19 protein-coding genes and 1 rRNA gene are annotated in these 17,668 nt (G+C 68.5%); 10 read left to right on the forward strand and 10 right to left on the reverse strand.

Going from position 1 to position 17,668, the window contains the following annotated elements; translation table 11 throughout:
* Positions 1-83: 83 nt before the first annotated feature.
* From Amac_RS49775 to Amac_RS49795, 5 genes are all read right to left on the reverse strand, one after another.
* A complete protein-coding gene (locus Amac_RS49775; RefSeq protein ID WP_155361433.1) occupies positions 84-1,343 on the reverse strand; it encodes an HD-GYP domain-containing protein in 1,260 nt (419 codons plus the stop codon).
* Between the two features lie 2 nt (positions 1,344-1,345).
* On the reverse strand, positions 1,346-2,686 hold the full coding sequence (locus Amac_RS49780; protein ID WP_373869950.1) for an HD-GYP domain-containing protein: 1,341 nt from the start codon (positions 2,684-2,686) through the stop codon (positions 1,346-1,348).
* 158 nt (positions 2,687-2,844) lie between these two features.
* A complete protein-coding gene (locus tag Amac_RS49785; protein ID WP_155361435.1) occupies positions 2,845-3,756 on the reverse strand; it encodes an NAD-dependent epimerase/dehydratase family protein in 912 nt (303 codons plus the stop codon).
* A 30-nt stretch (positions 3,757-3,786) separates the two neighbouring features.
* Positions 3,787-4,053: a mycothiol system anti-sigma-R factor gene (gene rsrA, locus Amac_RS49790; protein ID WP_155361436.1), complete on the reverse strand. Its 267-nt coding sequence runs from the start codon at positions 4,051-4,053 to the stop codon at positions 3,787-3,789.
* Positions 4,050-4,655, reverse strand: coding sequence for a sigma-70 family RNA polymerase sigma factor (locus Amac_RS49795; protein ID WP_155361447.1), 606 nt, complete (start codon positions 4,653-4,655; stop codon positions 4,050-4,052). Before Amac_RS49795 ends, rsrA begins: the two co-directional genes overlap by 4 nt.
* Before the next feature lie 200 nt (positions 4,656-4,855).
* Between Amac_RS49795 and Amac_RS49800 the strand changes: the two genes are divergently transcribed.
* Positions 4,856-5,596 (forward strand): class I SAM-dependent methyltransferase, encoded by a 741-nt coding sequence (locus Amac_RS49800; RefSeq protein WP_155361437.1) that lies wholly within the window; start codon positions 4,856-4,858, stop codon positions 5,594-5,596.
* Here the strand turns inward: Amac_RS49800 and Amac_RS49805 are convergent.
* Both Amac_RS49805 and Amac_RS49810 read right to left on the reverse strand, forming a co-directional pair.
* Entirely contained in the window at positions 5,593-5,925 is a 333-nt protein-coding gene (locus Amac_RS49805) for a TraR/DksA family transcriptional regulator (protein ID WP_155361438.1), read from the reverse strand. The genes Amac_RS49800 and Amac_RS49805 overlap by 4 nt on opposite strands.
* Positions 5,926-6,056: 131 nt before the next feature.
* A complete protein-coding gene (locus tag Amac_RS49810) occupies positions 6,057-6,773 on the reverse strand; it encodes an SOS response-associated peptidase (RefSeq protein WP_155361439.1) in 717 nt (238 codons plus the stop codon).
* Positions 6,774-6,899: 126 nt separating this feature from the next.
* Between Amac_RS49810 and aroA the strand changes: the two genes are divergently transcribed.
* The 3 genes from aroA (at position 6,900) to hisN (ending at position 10,092) form a co-directional block, all read left to right on the forward strand.
* Positions 6,900-8,177, forward strand: a complete 1,278-nt coding sequence (gene aroA, locus Amac_RS49815) for a 3-phosphoshikimate 1-carboxyvinyltransferase (RefSeq protein WP_155361440.1) — start codon at positions 6,900-6,902, stop codon at positions 8,175-8,177.
* Positions 8,174-9,223, forward strand: a complete 1,050-nt coding sequence (gene rsgA, locus Amac_RS49820) for a ribosome small subunit-dependent GTPase A (protein WP_155361448.1) — start codon at positions 8,174-8,176, stop codon at positions 9,221-9,223. Before aroA ends, rsgA begins: the two co-directional genes overlap by 4 nt.
* Before the next feature lie 86 nt (positions 9,224-9,309).
* Positions 9,310-10,092, forward strand: a complete 783-nt coding sequence (gene hisN / locus Amac_RS49825; protein WP_155361441.1) for a histidinol-phosphatase — start codon at positions 9,310-9,312, stop codon at positions 10,090-10,092.
* Between the two features lie 91 nt (positions 10,093-10,183).
* Here the strand turns inward: hisN and Amac_RS49830 are convergent, their stop codons facing one another.
* Complete coding sequence (locus Amac_RS49830) at positions 10,184-10,459, reverse strand: NifB/NifX family molybdenum-iron cluster-binding protein (protein ID WP_155345180.1); 276 nt, start codon at positions 10,457-10,459, stop codon at positions 10,184-10,186.
* Positions 10,460-10,614: 155 nt separating this feature from the next.
* Here Amac_RS49830 and Amac_RS49835 point away from each other — a divergent pair, with 155 nt between their 5' ends.
* The 6 genes from Amac_RS49835 to Amac_RS49860 all read left to right on the forward strand — a co-directional run bounded on the left by Amac_RS49835 (position 10,615) and on the right by Amac_RS49860 (position 16,498).
* Complete coding sequence (locus tag Amac_RS49835) at positions 10,615-11,868, forward strand: helix-turn-helix domain-containing protein (protein ID WP_155361442.1); 1,254 nt, start codon at positions 10,615-10,617, stop codon at positions 11,866-11,868.
* 178 nt (positions 11,869-12,046) lie between these two features.
* Positions 12,047-13,042, forward strand: a complete 996-nt coding sequence (locus Amac_RS49840) for a PstS family phosphate ABC transporter substrate-binding protein (RefSeq protein WP_218041750.1) — start codon at positions 12,047-12,049, stop codon at positions 13,040-13,042.
* Positions 13,042-13,983, forward strand: a complete 942-nt coding sequence (gene pstC, locus Amac_RS49845) for a phosphate ABC transporter permease subunit PstC (protein ID WP_155361443.1) — start codon at positions 13,042-13,044, stop codon at positions 13,981-13,983. Before Amac_RS49840 ends, pstC begins: the two co-directional genes overlap by 1 nt.
* Positions 13,983-14,873, forward strand: coding sequence for a phosphate ABC transporter permease PstA (pstA, locus tag Amac_RS49850; protein WP_155361444.1), 891 nt, complete (start codon positions 13,983-13,985; stop codon positions 14,871-14,873). Before pstC ends, pstA begins: the two co-directional genes overlap by 1 nt.
* A gap of 50 nt (positions 14,874-14,923) precedes the next feature.
* On the forward strand, positions 14,924-15,742 hold the full coding sequence (pstB, locus tag Amac_RS49855) for a phosphate ABC transporter ATP-binding protein PstB (RefSeq protein WP_218038341.1): 819 nt from the start codon (positions 14,924-14,926) through the stop codon (positions 15,740-15,742).
* A gap of 54 nt (positions 15,743-15,796) precedes the next feature.
* Positions 15,797-16,498, forward strand: a complete 702-nt coding sequence (locus Amac_RS49860) for a response regulator transcription factor (protein WP_246264475.1) — start codon at positions 15,797-15,799, stop codon at positions 16,496-16,498.
* A gap of 41 nt (positions 16,499-16,539) precedes the next feature.
* Here the strand turns inward: Amac_RS49860 and Amac_RS49865 are convergent, their stop codons facing one another.
* Positions 16,540-17,427, reverse strand: a complete 888-nt coding sequence (locus tag Amac_RS49865; RefSeq protein ID WP_155361445.1) for a serine hydrolase — start codon at positions 17,425-17,427, stop codon at positions 16,540-16,542.
* A 148-nt stretch (positions 17,428-17,575) separates the two neighbouring features.
* Positions 17,576-17,668 (reverse strand): 5S ribosomal RNA (gene rrf, locus Amac_RS49870); the annotation flags it as partial.

The following is a 17,668-nucleotide window of genomic DNA, read 5'->3' on the forward strand; positions in this document are numbered from 1 at the left end:
CTACGGGCAGTGCCTGTTGTCAGCCGTACAGCGCAAACCACCGATCACCCGGCCACAATCTGTAGGAAGCCCACAACTGGGGCTCAGAGCCGGTTCACCGGGGCGAGACGGCCGATCACCCGGGCCATCGCGGCGACCACGTCCTGGTCATACTCGGCGCCACCGTCGAAGCGGAGCCGTTCCAGCGCGGCGGCGGCGCGATCCCGGTCGGTGGAACCGCTGACGAGATCATCGTAGGCGTTGGCGGCTTTGATGATCCTACTGGCCGCCGGCGGGTTCTTCTCCAGCCCGTCGCACTGCCGGCGGACGATCTCCGCCACCCGGCCGAGCACGCCGGTCTCCCTGATCACCTCGGCGCCCAGGGCGGCGATCCGGCGGGCCTGGTCGGCGTCGGTGAGCACGGTCGCGCCGCCCGGGATCGGGTCGCTCAGCGAGAGCTGGCCGATGTCGTGCATGAGCGCCGCGTACTCCAGCTCCAGCAGTTCCGGCTCGGCCATGCCGAGCTCGCGGCCGACCGCCACGGCCAGGCGGCTGACCCGCCGCGAATGCCCCGGCTCGACGTAGCCGCCGACCTCGGTCACCCGGGCCAGCGCCCGGATCGTCTGCAAATAGGTGGCCCTGATCCCGGCGTACTTGCGGAAGGCGACCTGGGTGACCAGCAGCGGCGCGGCGAAGGCCAGCAGGGCGGTCATGTCCATGCTGTGCGAGGCCAGCGCCAGCAGGATGCCGGAGGCGGCCACGGCCGCGCCCAGCGGCGCCGCCATCCTGGTCTCGTCCCGTACGGCGACGCCGAACGCGGTGCGCACCTGCTCGGCCCTGAGCATCGAGGCGATGACCACGTCGGCGGCCAGCATCAGCCCGATCAGCACGGTCATCACGCCCAGCGGCGCCCACCAGCCCTGCCCCTGCTCCGGCCGCAGCACGTCGGCCAGCGGGCGGAACGCGAAGGCCAGCAGCGAGCCGGAGAACAGCCGCCGGGCGATCGCGTCCAGCCGGGGCGCGCGGCCGACCGCCAGGTGCGGCAGCCCGCCCGCGATCATGCCGACCGCCATCACCGCGACCACCTGCAGCGCCGAATGGGTGGCGGGCTCGCCGCCCACGTCCAGCAGCAGCGCGTAGCCGAGCGCGGCGGCGGTGCTGATCGGGGCCACCTCGCGGTTGCCCGGCATGGTCAGCCGGGCCAGCTCCCCGGCCGCGATCAGCGCGCCGAAGCCGATGGCCACCTGCGGGCCGACCAGGCCGATGGCGGCCGTGTGCGCGATCCCGGCGATGGTGAGCAGCCCGGCCGCGCAGATCAGCAGTAACTGCCCCGAGTCGAGCCCGTCCATGTTCCGGCTGGTCATCGTCACCGCTCCGACACCACCTGGATCGGCGTCGTCGGGTCGTCGTGATCCTTCGCGGCCATCTCCGGCACCGGTTCCGCGGGTTCCGGCATGGTACGCGGCTGCCAGCCGACCCGGTCCAGCGCCCGGATGAACGCGCTGACCATGACCGGATCGAACTGCGTGCCCGCGTTCTTGCGCAGCTCGCCGATCGCGTCGGTGATCGGCTTGGCCTTGCGGTAGGAGCGGTCGGAGGTCATCGAGTCGAACGCGTCGGCCACCGCGATGATCCGGGCGAACTCCGGGATCTCGGCCCCGGCCAGGCCCATCGGGTAGCCGCGCCCGTCGTACTTCTCGTGGTGGTGCATGATCCCGGCGAACGCCTCGTCCAGGAAGTCGATGCCGCGCACGATCTCCAGGCCGCGCATCGGGTGCAGCTGGATGGCGGCGAACTCCTCCTCGGTGAGCACGCCGTCCTTCTGTAACACCTTGGTGGGCACGCCGAGCTTGCCGACATCGTGCAGCATGCCCGCATACCGGATGGCGTTGAGGCGCTCGGTGCCCATCCGGATCTCCTCGGCGATCATCGAGGAGGCCAGCGACACCCGGGTGCAGTGGCCCCGGGTGTAGTAGTCCTTGGTCTCCACGGCCTGGCAGAGGGCGGCGATCGTCGCCTCGTACGAGCGCTGCTGGGCGTGGTACTGCCCGAACGCCCAGCGGGCCACGAACAGCGGCAGCAGCACCAGCACCGCCGAGATCGACTGCACGGTGGCCCACAGCCCGGCGATCAGCAGCCCGAACGTCGCATACCCGCAGTACGAGACGAGGAACTGCACCATGTTCCGGACCGGGACCTGCCGCTTGCCCACCCCTTCGGCCAGCGCCAGGATCAACGCGGTCAGCAGGAAGTTGATCGCCACGAAGACGCCGGTGGCCGCCCCGTACGGCAGGATGATCTCCGGGAAGTCGGTCTTCTGCGGCAGCCCGACCGTGCCGCCCGCCCAGTTGTAGGCCAGCCCCGCCGCATACCCGCAGACCGCGAACTGGGCGCCGTTGAACAGGCGTTTCACCATCGGCAGGCCAGGCCGCACGCTGAGCACCGCGGTGGCCGCGACCAGCGCCGCGCCCTGCGGCCCGACCAGCACGACCGCGGCCAGCGCGGCGGAGTAGCTGACCGACACCGCCGCCTGCCGCACGCTCAGCAGGGTGGGGACGGACTCGCACACCAGGAACAGCAGCGCGAGCACGAGCAGCGTCGACCACTCCAGGCGGTCGTAAGCCAGCGCGCTGCGGGCGAGCAGCACTCCGGCGGCCCCGATGAGAACGACGAAGTAGACCTTGGCAGGCCACGGTAGTTCCCGCAATGCGGCCATCCCTCACGAAGGCGCGTGCTCAGGTCCAGGAGATTCCCGGGTGCGCTGTTGACATGCGCTGCCTCCACTCGATTCGCCACTCAGGCTACAGAAATCAACGTGCCTGGTCAGGGATGTCGGCGAACCGCCGCCAAAACGTAATCAAGCAATCACGTTGCGTGGTTGCGTGCCCATTCCACGGTGATCTTCAGGCCGGTGGGCAGGTCGGTTCTGGGCTGCCAGCCGAGGCCGTCCCGGGCCGGGCCCGGGTCCACGGCCATGGCCGGGAGGTCGCCGAGGCGGGCCGGGGCCAAGCCCGGCAGGTCGGGCGCTCCGGCGGCGGCGGCGATCAGGGTGTGCAGGTCGCGGTCGGTGGTCTGCAGGCCGGTGCCCAGGTTGAAGCGCCGCCCGTCGCCGCGCGGGGCACAGGCGCGGGCGAAGCCGTCCACCACGTCCTCGACGAAGACGTAGTCGCGGGTCTGGGTGCCCGCGCCGAACAGCACGGTGGGGCGCCCGGCCAGGAGCGCGTCGGTGAAGATGGCCACGACGCCGGCCTCGCCGTCGGGGGACTGGCGGGGGCCGTAGACGTTGGAGAGCACGAGCGTGGTGTATTCAAGCCCGTAGAGCGCGCGGTAGGACGACAGGTACGTCTCCGCGCTCAGCTTGCTGGCCGCGTAAGGGGAACGAGGGTCGGGGACGGCGTCGCCGGGGACGGGGATCGTCGCGGGCTTGCCGTACACGGCGACAGAAGAGGCGAAGACGACTTTGCGGGCGCCTGCCCGGCGGGCGGCCTCCAGGACGTTGACCGTGCCCTGGACGTTGACCTGGGCGTCGAGGACGGGGTCGGCGACGCTTCGCCGTACGGAGATCTGGGCGGCCAGGTGGCAGACCACCTCGGCGCCTTTCGCGGCCTCGGCCAGCGCGGGATCGCGCACGTCCAGCACGTGCAGCGGCGCGCCCGGATTGCGGTGGGAACCCGTGGACAGATCGTCCACGACGACCACGTCATGGCCGTCGGCGAGCAGCCGGTCGACCAGCGTCGAACCGATGAACCCCGCGCCCCCGGTGACCAGTATCCGCATGGACACCGATCCTAGGTCACTTCCGAAAGGTCACTCGACCAGTTCGGCGCGGACCTCGTCGATCCTGGTGCGGATCTTGGCCCGGAGATCGTCCGGGACCGGATCGCAGCCGCAGTGTTTGGCGACCAGCTGCTTCACGGCCTTGTCCAGGCCGTATTCCCGCAGGCACGGGCTGCATTCGTCGAGATGTTGCCGGATGTCGGCGCACCCGGCCTCGTCCAGCTCTCCGTCGAGGTAGCTGTACACCCGGTCCAGCACGTCACCGCAGTCCGTGTCGTGGTGGTCACCACAGCTCATGCCTCGTCCTCCGATCGCACAAGCCCGCGCTCTCGCGCGTAATCCTCCAGTTGCGCCCGCAGTTGCCTGCGGCCGCGGTGCAGACGCGACATCACGGTCCCGATGGGGGTGCCCATGATGTCGGCGATCTCCTTGTAGGGAAAGCCCTCTACATCAGCCAGATATACCGCGATACGGAACTCTTCCGGCAGCGCCGCCAAGGCGTCCTTGACGTCACTGTCGGGCAGGTGTTCGAGCGCCTCGATCTCGGCCGACTTGAGCCCGCTGGAGGTGTGGGACTCGGCCCGCGCGAGCTGCCAGTCCTCGATCTCCTCGGTCCCGGCCTGCTTGGGCTCCCGCTGCTTCTTGCGGTAACTGTTGATGAAGGTGTTCGTCAGGATTCGATAAAGCCAGGCCTTGAGGTTCGTGCCCACCTGGAACTGGTGGAACGAGCCGAAGGCCTTCGCGAAGGTCTCCTGCAGGAGGTCCTCCGCGTCGGCGGGGTTACGGGTCATCCGGAGCGCGGCGGAATAGAGCTGGTCCAAGTACGGCATGACATCCCGCTCGAACCGCTCACTGCGCTGCTCCAGAGTCTCCTCGGCTGTCTTGGAGACCGGACCCACCCCCTCAAGGACACCGTTCGCACCCGAGAATACCGGCACGACATCGGCAGCCTGGAAAGGCCTCACCAGCAACGCGTTCATGCCCCTTTGCAACAGGGCACGCGTAGAGTCTGTTCCCGTGGAAAGGTACGGGTGGCCAACTTCGGGGAAAAAGCTACGTACCGGCTGGTAGCCCGGAACCCAACGTCCAGGAGCCTAGCGTGCTGCCCATTCCGGCCACCGAACTGAACGGCACGGGAACCCTCGGGCCGTACTGGACCTTTTACCACGCGGTCGTCGCCGAGCAGCTGCGGCGCTGGCTGCCGGACCGGCCTTCGCTCCTGCTCGATCTGTCCGGGGGCCGCGGCCGCTGGCCGGCCCAGGCGGCGCGGGCCGGGCATCGGGTGGTGGAGCTGGTGGACTTCCGCAGGAACGGCGAGCCCTGGCTGCGCGAGGCCGACGATCTGATCCACAAGGTGCGGGCCGACGATCTGGGGTTCCTGCCGGACGCCTCGGTGGACGCCGTGGTCGCCGAGGAGCGCGCGCTGTCGATGGACATCATGGCCGAGTCGGCGCTGGCCGACGTGGCCCGGGTGCTCAAGCCGGGCGGCCGGGCGCTGGTCTGCGTGGACTCGCTGGTGCTGGGCATGGCGATCCTGGCCGAGCAGAACTACTGGGCGCACCTGTGCCAGACCGGCGAGGTCATGCTGGTGCCGTGGCCCGACGGCAGCATCACCCGCTGCTTCACCAGCCTGCAACTGCGCGAGGTGCTCGACGACGCGGGCCTGGAGGTGGAGTGGATCCGGCCGCGCACGGTGCTGTCGCCGTCCACGGTCGACCACGTCCTCGGCGCCGACGGCCGCTCCCTGTCTTGGCTGGTACGCACCGAGCTGGACGCCCATCCCGACGACGACGACACGGTCGGCATCCATCTGGTGGCGAGCGCGCGAAAACCCGACTAGCGGCGGCGCTCCACCCGGGACTGGCACTGCACGCACCGGGCGGCTTCAGGGCGCGCCTCCAGGCGGCCCTCCGGGACGATCTTGCCGCAGTCCACGCAGCGGCCGTAGCCGCCCTCGTCCAGGCGTTTCAACGCGGCCAGCACGGCCGTGCGCTGCCGGGTGGCGACGTCGATCATCGCCCGGGTGCGGTCCGCGTCGGTCAGATCGGAGCCCGCGTCGGCGGCCGACCGCTCCCGCACCGAGACCGGGTCTCCGGTGAGCACCCCGATCGAGCGGTCCAGTTCTTCGAGCATGCTCTCCAGGCGCATACGCGCGGTCGCGTCGTCCACGAATCCGCACCTCCGGGAAAATGGGGGGAAACCCCCGCCGGAGATATCCCCCGGTCTCCCGGCAAGGGCCATTTGTTACATGCTTTCCTCACCGGATGCCCACTTGGCGCTGTTCTTACACCAGTGGGCGGTTAGAAGAGCGGGCTGGGGTCCCCAGTGTCCTGAAGTGGGTGGATAAGTTCCGGGCCGTTGTTCCGGACGTTATTGACCGCCATTGACACGGGCTCCGCGACCAGCCCAGCGGCACTGGCCGGAACCAGGAGTTCAGAGGCGTCCGTAATGCGCGGGTCGAGCCAATCTGTCCAGTGGTCTTTTTCAATGCACATCGGAGTGCGGTCGTGAATCTCGCCCAGGTGGTCCGCGGCGGCTGTGGTGATCACCGTGCAGGTGCAGAGCCACTCGCCTTCGGGGTCCTTCCAGAATTCGTACAGGCCGGCCATGGCCAGCACGCCGCCGTCGGCCGGGTGAATGAAGTAGGGCTGCTTCTTCTTGTCCGGGGTCGGCATCCACTCGAAATAGCCGTCGGCCGGGAGCAGGCAGCGCCGGGACGCGAACGCCTTGCGGAAGGCGGGCTTGTCGGCCAGCGTCTCCATCCTGGCGTTGATCAGGCGGGAGCCGATCGACGGGTCCTTGGCCCAGCTGGGGACCAGGCCCCAGCGGATCACGCGCAGTTGCCGTACCGGCTGGGTGGCGCCCTCGACTTTGGGGACCCGGCTCATGACCGCGTATACGTCCTTGGTGGGGGCCACGTTGTAGTCGGGCTCGATCTCCTCCTCCGAGTCGAGCTCGATCTCGAACTCCTCCAGCAGATCATGCCGGTTGCGCGCCGACGCATATCTTCCGCACATATCAACGAGAAACCCGTCCCCATAGACAACCGCATAGCCACCGACCAGGCTACTCACCGCCGCGGTTGGCCAGGATCACGCCTTTCTCATTGAGCTCACAGCCTGCCCCACCGATAGGCTGGACGCATGTCCGCTCCCTTGTGGCCCGCGCCGACGGCCGCCGAGCCCGTCACCGCGACCGTCCGCCTGCCCGGCTCGAAGTCGGTGACCAACCGCGCGCTGCTCCTGGCCGCGCTCGCCGACGGCCCGGGTTGGGTGCGGCTCGCGCTGCGCAGCCGGGACGCCGACCTGATGACCGCCGCGCTGACCACGCTCGGCGCCCGCATGACCGCCTCCAACGAGACCGCGGAAAGCGCCGACTGGGCCTTCACCCCCGGCCCGCTCACCGGCGGCGGCCACATCGAGGTCGGCCTGGCCGGCACCGTGATGCGCTTCGTCCCCCCGGTGGCCGCGCTGGCCGACGGCGAGGTCTCCTTCGACGGCGACCCGGCCGCCCGCAAACGCCCGATGGGCACCATCCTGTCCGCGCTGCGCACCCTGGGCGCCCAGGTCAGCGCCGACACCCTGCCGTTCACCATCCGCGGCCCGCTGACCGGCGGCGAGGTCTCCCTGGACGCCTCCGGTTCCTCCCAGTTCGTCTCGGGTCTGCTGCTGGCCGCCGCCCGGTTCGAGAAGGGCGTGACCGTCCGGCACGTCGGCCCGCCGGTGCCCTCGATGCCGCACATCGAGATGACCGTCCAGATGCTGCGCGCCCGCGGCGTCGAGGTGGACGACAGCGAGCGCGACCTCTGGCGGGTGGCCCCGGGCCCGATCGCGGCCACCGACTTCACCGTCGAACCCGACCTGTCCAACGCGGCCCCCTTCTTCGCCGCCGCGATGGCCACCGGCGGCGCGGTCACCGTGCCGGACTGGCCGGCGGAGACCACCCAGCCCGGCGACCACCTGCGCCATCTCCTCGCCGGCATGGGCGCCCAGGTGACCCGGGTGCCCGGCGGCCTCGAAGTGCGCGGCACCGGCACGATCACCGGCCTCGACGCCGACCTGCGCGAGGCCTCCGAGCTGGCGCCCACGCTGGCGGCCCTGGCGGCGCTGGCCGTCTCGCCCACCCGGCTGCGCGGCATCGGGCACATCCGCGGCCACGAGACCGACCGCCTGGCCGCGCTGGTCACCGAGATCAACCGCCTCGGCGGCGACGCCAACGAGACCGAGGACGGCCTGGAGATCCGCCCGCGCGCGCTCACCGGCGGCGTCTTCCACTCCTACGAGGACCACCGCATGGCCACCGCCGGCGCGGTGCTCGGCCTGGTCGTGCCCGGAGTCCAGGTGGAGGACATCGCCACCACGCGCAAGACCCTCCCGGACTTCACCCGGATGTGGGCGCACATGCTGGGGGACATGTCCTGAGAAAGAGGGAATACGACGAGGACGACGTCCGGGTCCGGCCGGGGAAGGGCTCCCGCCCCAGGACCCGGCTCCGGCCTGCCCACGAGGAGGCCGTCGAGGGTTTCGTGATCGCCGTCGACCGTGGCCGCATCACCTGCCTGATCGGCCCGAACATCCCGGCCCTCCCGCCGCTGGTGGACGGCGAGGCGCCGATTCCGCGACGCCGGGGGAAGGATGCCGCCGTGGTGGTGGCCATGAAAGCGCGCGAACTCGGCCGCAAGGGCATCGTCGTCGGCGACCTGGTCGCGCTGGTCGGCGACGTGTCCGGCAGACCCGACACGCTGGCCAGGATCGTTCGCCGCGAGGCGCGCCGCTCGATGCTGCGCCGCAGCGCGGACGACAACGACGAGGTCGAGCGCCCAATCGTCGCCAACGCCGACCAGTTGGTCATCGTCACCGCGCTGGCCGACCCCGAACCCCGGCCCCGGATGATCGACCGCATGCTGGTGGCCGCCTTCGACGCCGACATCGAACCGTTGCTCTGCCTCACCAAGGCCGATCTCGCGTCCCCCGACTCGCTGGTCGCCCAGTACGAGCCGCTCGGCGTACCGTACCTGGTGGTAGAGAGGGGCGGCGACCTGGGGGAGGTTCGCGACCATCTCGTCAATCGGGTCAGCGTGCTGGTGGGGCATTCAGGGGTGGGCAAATCCACGCTGGTCAACGCGCTGGTACCGACCGCCGAGCGGGCGGTCTCCGACGTGAACGCGGTCACCGGGCGCGGACGGCACACCTCCACCTCGGCGGTCGCGCTGGAGCTGCCGGAGGGCGGCTGGATCATCGACACGCCCGGGGTGCGCAGCTTCGGACTCGGCCATGTGGAGATGGAAAACGTCCTGGTGGCCTTCCCCGACCTCAACGAAGCCACCGTCAACTGCCCCAAAGGGTGCAACCATCTGGGCGACGACTGCGCGCTCAACGCCTTCGTGGCCGAGGGACACGCCGAGCCCGCCCGCCTCGAATCGCTGCGCAGGCTCCTGCTCAGCCGCGAAGGAAACGCCGAGGACTGATTTTACCGGCCCGCGCCGAGGCACGTAGCATTTGGACCGGTCCCGCCTCTGATGCGGCCCGTGTATACGCGGTAGCGTTGTGTCCCGTGATGGGATACAGCGACGATCTGCGCCTCGCGCACGTGATGGCGGACGCCGCCGATGACATCACCATGCGCCGTTTCAAAGCCGTCGACCTCAAGATCGACACCAAACCCGACCTCACCCCGGTCAGCGACGCCGACCGCGCGGTCGAGGAGGCCATCCGCGGCACCCTGCGCCGCGCCCGCCCCCGCGACGCCATCATCGGCGAGGAGTTCGGCAAGACCGGATACGGCATGCGCTCCTGGGTCATCGACCCCATCGACGGCACCAAGAACTACGTCCGCGGCGTGCCCGTCTGGGCCACCCTCATCGCCCTGATGGAAGAGGGCAAGGTCGTCGTCGGCGTCGTCTCCGCGCCCGCGGTGCAACGCCGCTGGTGGGCCGCGAAAGACGGCGGTTCGTGGACCGGCCGCAGCCTGACGAAGGCCAGCCGCTGCCAGGTCTCCTCGGTGCACCGCCTGGACGACGCCTCGCTGTCCTTCTCCGACCTGCACGAATGGGAGCAGGCGGGCAAACTCGACAACTTCCTCGACCTGAACCGCGCCGTCTGGCGCAGCCGCGGCTACGGCGACTTCTGGTCGCACGTCATGGTGGCGGAGGGCTCGGTCGACATCTCGGCGGAACCCGAACTGTCGCCCTGGGACATGGCCGCCATCACGGTGATCGTGGAGGAAGCGGGCGGCACCTGCACCGGGCTCAACGGCGCGTCACCCCTGGAAGCCGGCAACCTGGTCAGCACCAACGGCCTGCTCCACGGTGAGGTCCTCAAGCGCCTCGGCGGCTGATCAAATTAACGAGAAACCCGTCCCATAGCCAGCCGCATAGCCGCCGACCAGGCGATTCACCGCTGCGGCTGTCCAGATCACGACTTTCTCATTAATAAACGCGGCCGGCGAAGAGATCGGCCCACATCTGCTCGGCCCGCACCGCCAGCATGCGCTCGGTCTCTTCCATCGCGCCGGTCTGCAGGGTCGTCCTGCGGATGAAGTACTGCCCCGCCGCGCCGACGAATTCGTACACCACGCCCCGGCACGAGCACGAATGAGCCCGGACACGTTCCCGATCGGTCCGCCGGATCCCGGGGCGCCAGTTGATCTGTTTCGCGTCCGGCTCCGGCCGACTCGGCACGTGCGGGCCGTGATAGCTGGTCATGACCTTTCCACGCGAGCCTGTCCTGGTGAGAGCATCCATACTCGCGATCCTCAACAGGGTCGAGCGACCGGAGGAATACGCCACCACGATCAGCAATCGCACTATTCGTGAGACGAATTCCTGCGTGACGCCGGGATCGGGAGTAACTTACGGTCATGGGTCATGACGGAAACGGTCTGCAGCCCGAATTCTGGGCCCGCCCCCTGGTCGCCACCGCGCTCGCGGAATGCGACATGGCGACCCTCCTCGACGAGGTCCGGTCCGCTCATGGCTGGACCCAGAGCCAACTCGCCCACGCGGTCGGCTATTCGCAAAGCTGGGTGTCCAAGGTCCTGCGCGGCCAGCAGATGCTCTCGGTCGACCAGATCAGGGACATCGCCCGGACGCTCGGCGTGCCCCAGTACCTCCTCCGGATTGGCGACCGGGGAGGTGAGGATCCCACGAAACGCCGCGACTTCAGCAAGGTAGCCTTCCTGGCCGCGCTGCCGGTGGCACCGTCGATCTCCTACCGCGCCGCCGACGAGACCACCGCCGCCTCGCTCGCCGCGATCACCGGCGCCCAGCGCAGGCTGGAGTCCGACACGCCCGCCCGCGAGCTCGCCCGAGGGGCGGTCGCCCACGTGGAGCTGACCAAGCGCGCCCTGGCCCGGTCGGCGGAGACGCCGTTCGCGATCGAGGTGTGCCCGACGGTCAGCGAGGCCGCCGGGTTCGCCGCCTGGCTGCACGCCGACATGCAGGACATCGGCACCGCCCGGATGTTCTACCGGTTCGCGGTGGATTCGGCGCGCCGGGCCGAGCATCCGCTGCTGGAGGCGTACATGCTGGGCAGCCTGGCCGCCTTCGAGATCGATCATGACGACCCGCAGCTGGGCCTGTCCATGGTCGCCCAGGCCCGGGCGCGGACCGGCTCGCACCCGCCCCCGACCGCGCGCGCCTGGCTGGCCTGCATCGAGGCGCTCGGCCACGCGGCCCGCCGCGACGCGCACAGCGCCCTGCGCTGTTTACGCGAAGCCGAACTCGCGGTGGCCGCGGGTGAACGCACGGTTTCGCCGCCATGGCCGTGGGTGTTCCCCTTCGATCCGGGCAAGCTCGCCGGATACCGAGCCCTGGTCATGGTCCGGCTCGGCCGTCCCCAGGACGCCGTCGCCGCCTTCACCGAATCCCTGGTGTCAGTACGGCCCGCCGCCAAGCAGCAGGCCCTGCTGATGCTGGAGGTCGCGACCGCCCGGCGGATGGCCGGCGAGGTGGACGAGGCGTTCACCCTCGCCCAGGAAGCCCTCAAAGCGGGCGTGGTCTACTCCTCCGAACGGGTGCTCCAGCGGGTCCGCCGATTCCGGCGCGACTACGAGGGCCCGCCGTCCTTACTGGTCCGCGAATTCGACGACCGGCTGCGTTCAACTGCCGTTTAACTGGACCGGGCGTGGTGTTACGCCCGGTCTCAGATGAACGTCACCGGCGTGACCTGCTCGTTATCAGTATCGAGATGACCTAGCCCGTTCATTATGCGTTCACCTTTGCCTGGGGAATAGGTCACCTTGGCTGCTTAGCGTCCTCCTCGTTGATGAAACAAATGGGAGGACGAAGACCGTGAAGTATGCAGGTCGACTCGCCGCGGTGACGCTCGCCGGCGTGCTCTCGCTCGCTGCATGTGGCGGCGGGGACACGGCCACTCCGGCCGACCCCGGCACCGAAGCCACGGGTGGCGCCGAAAGCGCTCCGGCCGCGCTCGCCGGCGAAATCAAGATCGATGGCTCGAGCACGGTGGCCCCGCTGATCCAGGTCGCCGCGGAAATCTTTGGTGAGGAGCAGCCGCAGGTCAAGCTCGCGGTCGGCACCTCCGGCACGGGCGGCGGCTTCGAGAAGTTCTGCGCCGGTGAGACCGCCATCGCCAACGCCTCCCGCCCGATCAAGGACGAGGAGAAGGCGGCCTGCACCGCCAAGGGGATCAACTTCGGCGAACTGCGGGTCGCGACCGACGCCCTGACCGTGGTCGTGCCCAAGGAGAACACCTGGGCCACCTGCCTCACCGTCGACCAGCTCAAGAAGATCTGGGAGCCCGGCGCCGAAGGCAAGATCACCAGCTGGGACCAGGTCGACGCCAAGTTCCCGAAGGAGCCGCTGAAGCTCTTCGGCCCGGGCACCGACTCCGGCACCTTCGAGTACTTCACCGAAGAGATCAACGGTGAGAAGAACGTCAGCCGCAAGGACTACTCCCCCAGCGAGGACGACAACGTCATCGTGCAGGGTGTCGCCGGCGCCAAGGGTGGCCTTGGTTACTTCGGCTACACCTACTACGAGGAGAACATGGACAAGCTGACGGCCGTGCAGGTCGACTCCGGCGCCGGTTGCGTCGGGCCGAGCGCGCAGTCCGCTCAGGACGGCACCTACACCCCGCTGTCCCGGCCGCTGTTCATCTACCCCAACCTGGCTGAGCTGAAGAAGCCCGAAGTGACCGCGTTCGTGGACTACCTGGTGGCGAACATCGCGACCATCGCCAAGGACGCCAAGTTCATCACGCTCAACCCCGAGCAGGAGGCCAAGCTCAAGACGGACTCCGCGTCCCTCAAGACGCAGGCCGGCTAATGGCTTCGGCGAACAACCGAGCGACCGCGCCGGGGCCCAACCGGTCCCTGGCGCGGTCGCGCCCGCGTTATGGAGAAGCCGCCGTCAAGGTGCTCCTCCTGGCCGCCGCGCTGGTGTCGATCGCGACCACGCTCGGCATCGTCGCGGCCCTGCTGGAGCCGACCATCGAGTTCTTCTCCGAGGTCAGCTTAGGCGAGTTCTTCGGCTCCACCTCGTGGGGCCCGCTGTTCTCGCCGCCCAGCTTCGGCGTGTGGCCGATCATCGTGGCCACCCTGGAGATCACCCTGATCGCCATCATCGTGGCGATCCCGCTCGGCCTGGCGGCCGCGATCTACCTGTCCGAGTACGCCACCCCCAGGGTCCGCAAGATCTTCAAGCCGGTGCTCGAGGTGCTCGCGGGCATCCCGACCGTGGTCTTCGGCTTCTTCGCCTTCAGCTTCGTCACCCCGCTGCTGCAGGACATCCTGCCGTTCTCGCTCGACCCCAGGAACGCGCTGAGCGCGGGCCTGCTGGTCGGCGTCATGATCATCCCGATCGTGGCGTCGCTGTCCGAGGACGCCATGTCGGCGGTGCCGCGCAGCCTGCGCGAAGGCTCGTTCGCGCTGGGCGCCTCGAAGATGACGACGTCGGTGAGCGTGGTGCTTCCGGCGGCGTTCTCCGGCATCGTGGCGGCCGTCATCCTGGCCATCTCCCGCGCCGCGGGCGAGACGATGATCGTGGCCATCGCGGCCGGCTTCAAATCGATCTTCACGTTCAACCCGGGCAGCGAGATGGCCACCATGGCGGCCTTCATCGCCAGCGCGGGGTCCGGGGACGCTCCGGTGGGGTCCATCGCGTACAAGACCATCTTCGCGGTCGGCTCGCTGCTGTTCATCATGACGTTCGCGATGAACTGGTTCAGCGCCCGAATGGTGAAGAAATATCGTGAGGTGTACGAGTAATGGCTATCCTCTCGACACCGCGGTCCCAGGTTGACCTGGTCGGCAAGGGACGTCCGCTCCGTGAGCACCTGTTCAGGATCGCGCTGCTGTCCAGCCTGGCCATCGCGCTGATCTTCCTGGCCCTGCTCCTGGCGTACACGCTGACCGAAGGCTGGCCGCGCCTGGACTCCCGCCTCTGGGAGAACTTCCCGTCGGTACGGCGTCCCGAGACCGCAGGCGTGCTCTCCGGCATCACCGGCACCCTCTGGATCATCGGCCTGACCGCCCTGATGGCACTCCCCACCGGCGTCCTCGCCGCCATCTACCTGGAGGAGTACGCCGACAACACCAGGTGGTACAACCGGCTGATCGAGCTCAACATCGCCAACCTGGCCGCCGTCCCCTCCATCGTGTACGGAATCCTCGGCCTCGGCATCATCGCCCGCTGGCTCGACTTCGGGTTCACGGTCATGACCGGCGCGGTCACCATCTCGCTGCTGGTGCTCCCGATCGTCATCATCTCGGCCAGAGAGGCCATCCGCGCGGTGCCGCCCTCCATCCGGGAAGGCTCGCTCGCCCTGGGCGCCACCCAGTGGCAGACGATCTACCGGCAGGTGCTGCCCGCCTCCATCCCCGGCATCGCCACCGGCTCCATCCTGGCCCTGTCCCGGGCCATCGGCGAGGCCGCCCCCTTCCTCATGCTCGGCGCCGCGACGCTGGTGCGCTTCAACCCCGACGGGGTCTGGAGCAGCTTCACCGTCCTGCCGCTGCAGATCTACAACCTCATCAGCCAGTCCCGCGAGGAGTTCCACATCCTCGCCGCGGCTGCGATCGTCGTGCTGCTCGCGATCCTCCTGCTGATGAACTCCCTCGCCATCTGGCTCCGGAACCGCTACCAGAAGCGCTGGTGAATCCCTTGACGCACGGAACGACTCAGGCAGGCAGAGTGACTCAGCCCAACGTGACCCTCCGCGGCCCCGACGTCCCCAACACCCCCGGCTCACTCGACCCCGTCTTCACCGTCGAGGACCTCAGCGTCTTCTACGGCGACTACGAGGCCGTCCGGAACGTCGACATGATGATCGGCCGCCGCGAGATCACCGCCATGATCGGCCCGTCCGGCTGTGGCAAGAGCACGGTGCTGCGCTGCTTCAACCGGATGAACGACCTGATTCCCGGCGCCCACATCAAGGGCAAGATCCTCTACCACGAGGAGGATCTGTACGGCGACCACGTCGACCCGATCGAAGTCCGCCGCCGTATCGGCATGGTCTTCCAGAAGCCGAACCCGTTCCCCAAGCCGATCTACGACAACGTCGCGTACGGCCCGCGGGTCAACGGCATCAAGAAGAACATGGACTCCATCGTCGAAGAGGCGCTCCAGAAGGCCGCCCTCTGGGACGAGGTCAAGGACAAGCTCAAGCAGAACGCGCTCTCGCTGTCCGGCGGTCAGCAGCAGCGACTGTGCATCGCCCGGGCCATCGCGGTCAAGCCTGAGGTCATCCTCATGGACGAGCCCTGCTCGGCCCTCGACCCGATCGCGACGACGAAGATCGAAGACCTGATGCAGGAACTGCGCCAGGAATACACGATCCTGATCGTCACCCACAACATGCAGCAGGCGGCCCGGGTCTCCGACCGGACCGCGTTCTTCACCGCCGACGTCGACGACGCCGGGGTGCGGCACGGGCGACTGGTCGAATTCGACCAGACCACCCGGATCTTCACCAAGCCCTCCGACAAGCGGACCGAGGATTACATCACCGGACGCTTCGGCTGATCGTTTCTTTCGGACTCGCTCTGGTTCACAGGCACACTCGCAGGGAGGACCCGGGTGACGGCACCCGCAGTGGAGGGGGACACTCGATCGGCGCCGGTGCTACTGATCGCGGATCCCGACAGTGACATGGTGCAGACGCTGACGTCCGAACTCGAATCCGAGGGCATCGACGTCACCGGTGTCTTCGACGGGGCGCAGGCCCTGCTTCAAGCAGGCGCCCTGCGCCCCGACGCCGTGCTGATCAGCGCCTCGCTGCCCATCATCGGCCCCGTCGACTTCGTCCGTGCGGTACGGCTGGCGCGCGCCATCCCCGTCCTCCTCGGCGTCGGCGAAGGCCACGCGGAACAGGCCATGGAGGCCCTCGCCGCCGGCGCCACCGCCTGCGTCGCCCGCCCCTACCGCGTTCCCGAACTTCTCCCCCTGGTCCAGGCCGCATTCCGCCGCCAGGGCATCCAGCGCACCGTCCTGACCATCGGCGAGGTGTCCCTCGACGTCACCGCCTACCAGGTCAAGGTCGACGGCCGCGTGGTCCACCTGCCCCTGCGCGAATTCGAACTCCTCCACTACCTGATGCGCAACGCGGACCGCACCGTCACCCGCGAACAGATCATGCGCCACGTCTGGCACTCGGTAGACGCCATGTCCACCAACACCATCGCCGTCCACGTCAAACGCCTCCGCGCCCGCCTAGGCGACGAAGACGACAAACTAATCCAAACAGTCCGAGGCGTCGGCTACCGCCTGGTCACTCCCTAGACCTGCCAACGCGTCGGCAGGTAACGGCGAGCAAGCCGGTGTCATTCTGCTGGCGGGCAAGTGCGGAATGCCGCCATCAGGTGTTCGGTGATTTTTTCTACCTTGGCGATGCCGGACTCGCTGGATGGGTTGTCCTCGGTGAGGACTGCCACGGCGAATCTGTTGGCTATCAGGCCGGCGCTGACGATGACCCATTGTTTGTTGGAGACGTGTTTGAGCCAGCCGTTCTTCAGGGCGACGGATTCGCCTTTGCAGGCGCCTGCGCTGATGCCCCATTTTTGTTCGGGCACCACCTTTTCCATCAGGGTCAGGATGGTTCGGCGGTCTTTGATGGGGCTGTTCTTGCGGGTCAGGAGTTTGATTAGGCGGACCTGGTCGGGGGCGGTTGTTCTGGTGATTCCCCAGCAGTAGAGGTCTACGCAGCGGCCGCCGACGGCGGTGGTCTTCTTGAGTTTGAAGGCTTTGTTGGCCCTGGTCAGGCCGCCTTCTCGGCCGATTCGCTCCCAGAGGCGGTCGGCGGCTTTGTTGTCGCTCACGCGGATCATGATGTCGGCGTCGCGGCGGACCGAGGCGGGGAGTTTCTTCCAGCGGGTTGTCCGGAGGGCGGCCATGAGGATGTTGACCTTGGCGGTGCTGGCGGTCGGGAGCTGCTCATTGGGACGGAATTGGTAGACGCGGCCGGTTAGCAGGTCTTCCACGGCGGCGGTTGTCCGGCCGGGGTGCTTGCCTATGAAGGCGCGGAGCTGCTTGGTGAGTTTTTCCTGGTCGATCGGGGGGACGTGTTCGGTTCTCTCCGTGACGACCGCGCTCAGGCTGACAGGAGCGGATTGGTGCTGGGGAGTCGCCGCGGGAGTGACCGACAGGGAGGCCGGGGCGCAGGCCGCTGCCAGGGCGAGTGCGGCTGCGATCGTCGCGTGCCTGGGCGCCATGGGGGGAGTCTCCGGGGAGGGGCGTCGGGTTTGGGACCCAACTTAGTGGGGGTTTGGGCGTGTTGTCCCCTGCCTGGCGAAGCTCCCAGAAAAGCCTCAGGAATACGAAAAGCCCCAGCCGTTTGGCTGGGGCCCTTCGATAAAGATTGTCCGGCGGCGTCCTACTCTCCCACACCGTCCCCGGTGCAGTACCATCGGCGCTGGAGGGCTTAACTTCCGGGTTCGGAATGTAACCGGGTGT

Source organism: Acrocarpospora macrocephala, assembly GCF_009687865.1.
In the GTDB taxonomy this organism is placed as follows: Bacteria; Actinomycetota; Actinomycetes; order Streptosporangiales; family Streptosporangiaceae; genus Acrocarpospora; species Acrocarpospora macrocephala.

Bases quoted from the DNA above. Each gene is read 5' to 3' on its own strand.
- Amac_RS49835 (WP_155361442.1), top strand. From the start codon at position 10,615: ATGGGTCATGACGGAAACGGTCTGCAGCCCGAATTCTGGGCCCGCCCC.
- Amac_RS49810 (WP_155361439.1), bottom strand. From the start codon at position 6,773: ATGTGCGGAAGATATGCGTCGGCGCGCAACCGGCATGATCTGCTGGAG.
- Amac_RS49865 (WP_155361445.1), bottom strand. From the start codon at position 17,427: ATGGCGCCCAGGCACGCGACGATCGCAGCCGCACTCGCCCTGGCAGCG.
- Amac_RS49785 (WP_155361435.1), bottom strand. From the start codon at position 3,756: ATGCGGATACTGGTCACCGGGGGCGCGGGGTTCATCGGTTCGACGCTG.
- pstA (WP_155361444.1), top strand. From the start codon at position 13,983: ATGGCTATCCTCTCGACACCGCGGTCCCAGGTTGACCTGGTCGGCAAG.
- pstC (WP_155361443.1), top strand. From the start codon at position 13,042: ATGGCTTCGGCGAACAACCGAGCGACCGCGCCGGGGCCCAACCGGTCC.
- aroA (WP_155361440.1), top strand. From the start codon at position 6,900: ATGTCCGCTCCCTTGTGGCCCGCGCCGACGGCCGCCGAGCCCGTCACC.
- Amac_RS49830 (WP_155345180.1), bottom strand. From the start codon at position 10,459: ATGACCAGCTATCACGGCCCGCACGTGCCGAGTCGGCCGGAGCCGGAC.
- Amac_RS49775 (WP_155361433.1), bottom strand. From the start codon at position 1,343: ATGACCAGCCGGAACATGGACGGGCTCGACTCGGGGCAGTTACTGCTG.
- rsrA (WP_155361436.1), bottom strand. From the start codon at position 4,053: ATGAGCTGTGGTGACCACCACGACACGGACTGCGGTGACGTGCTGGAC.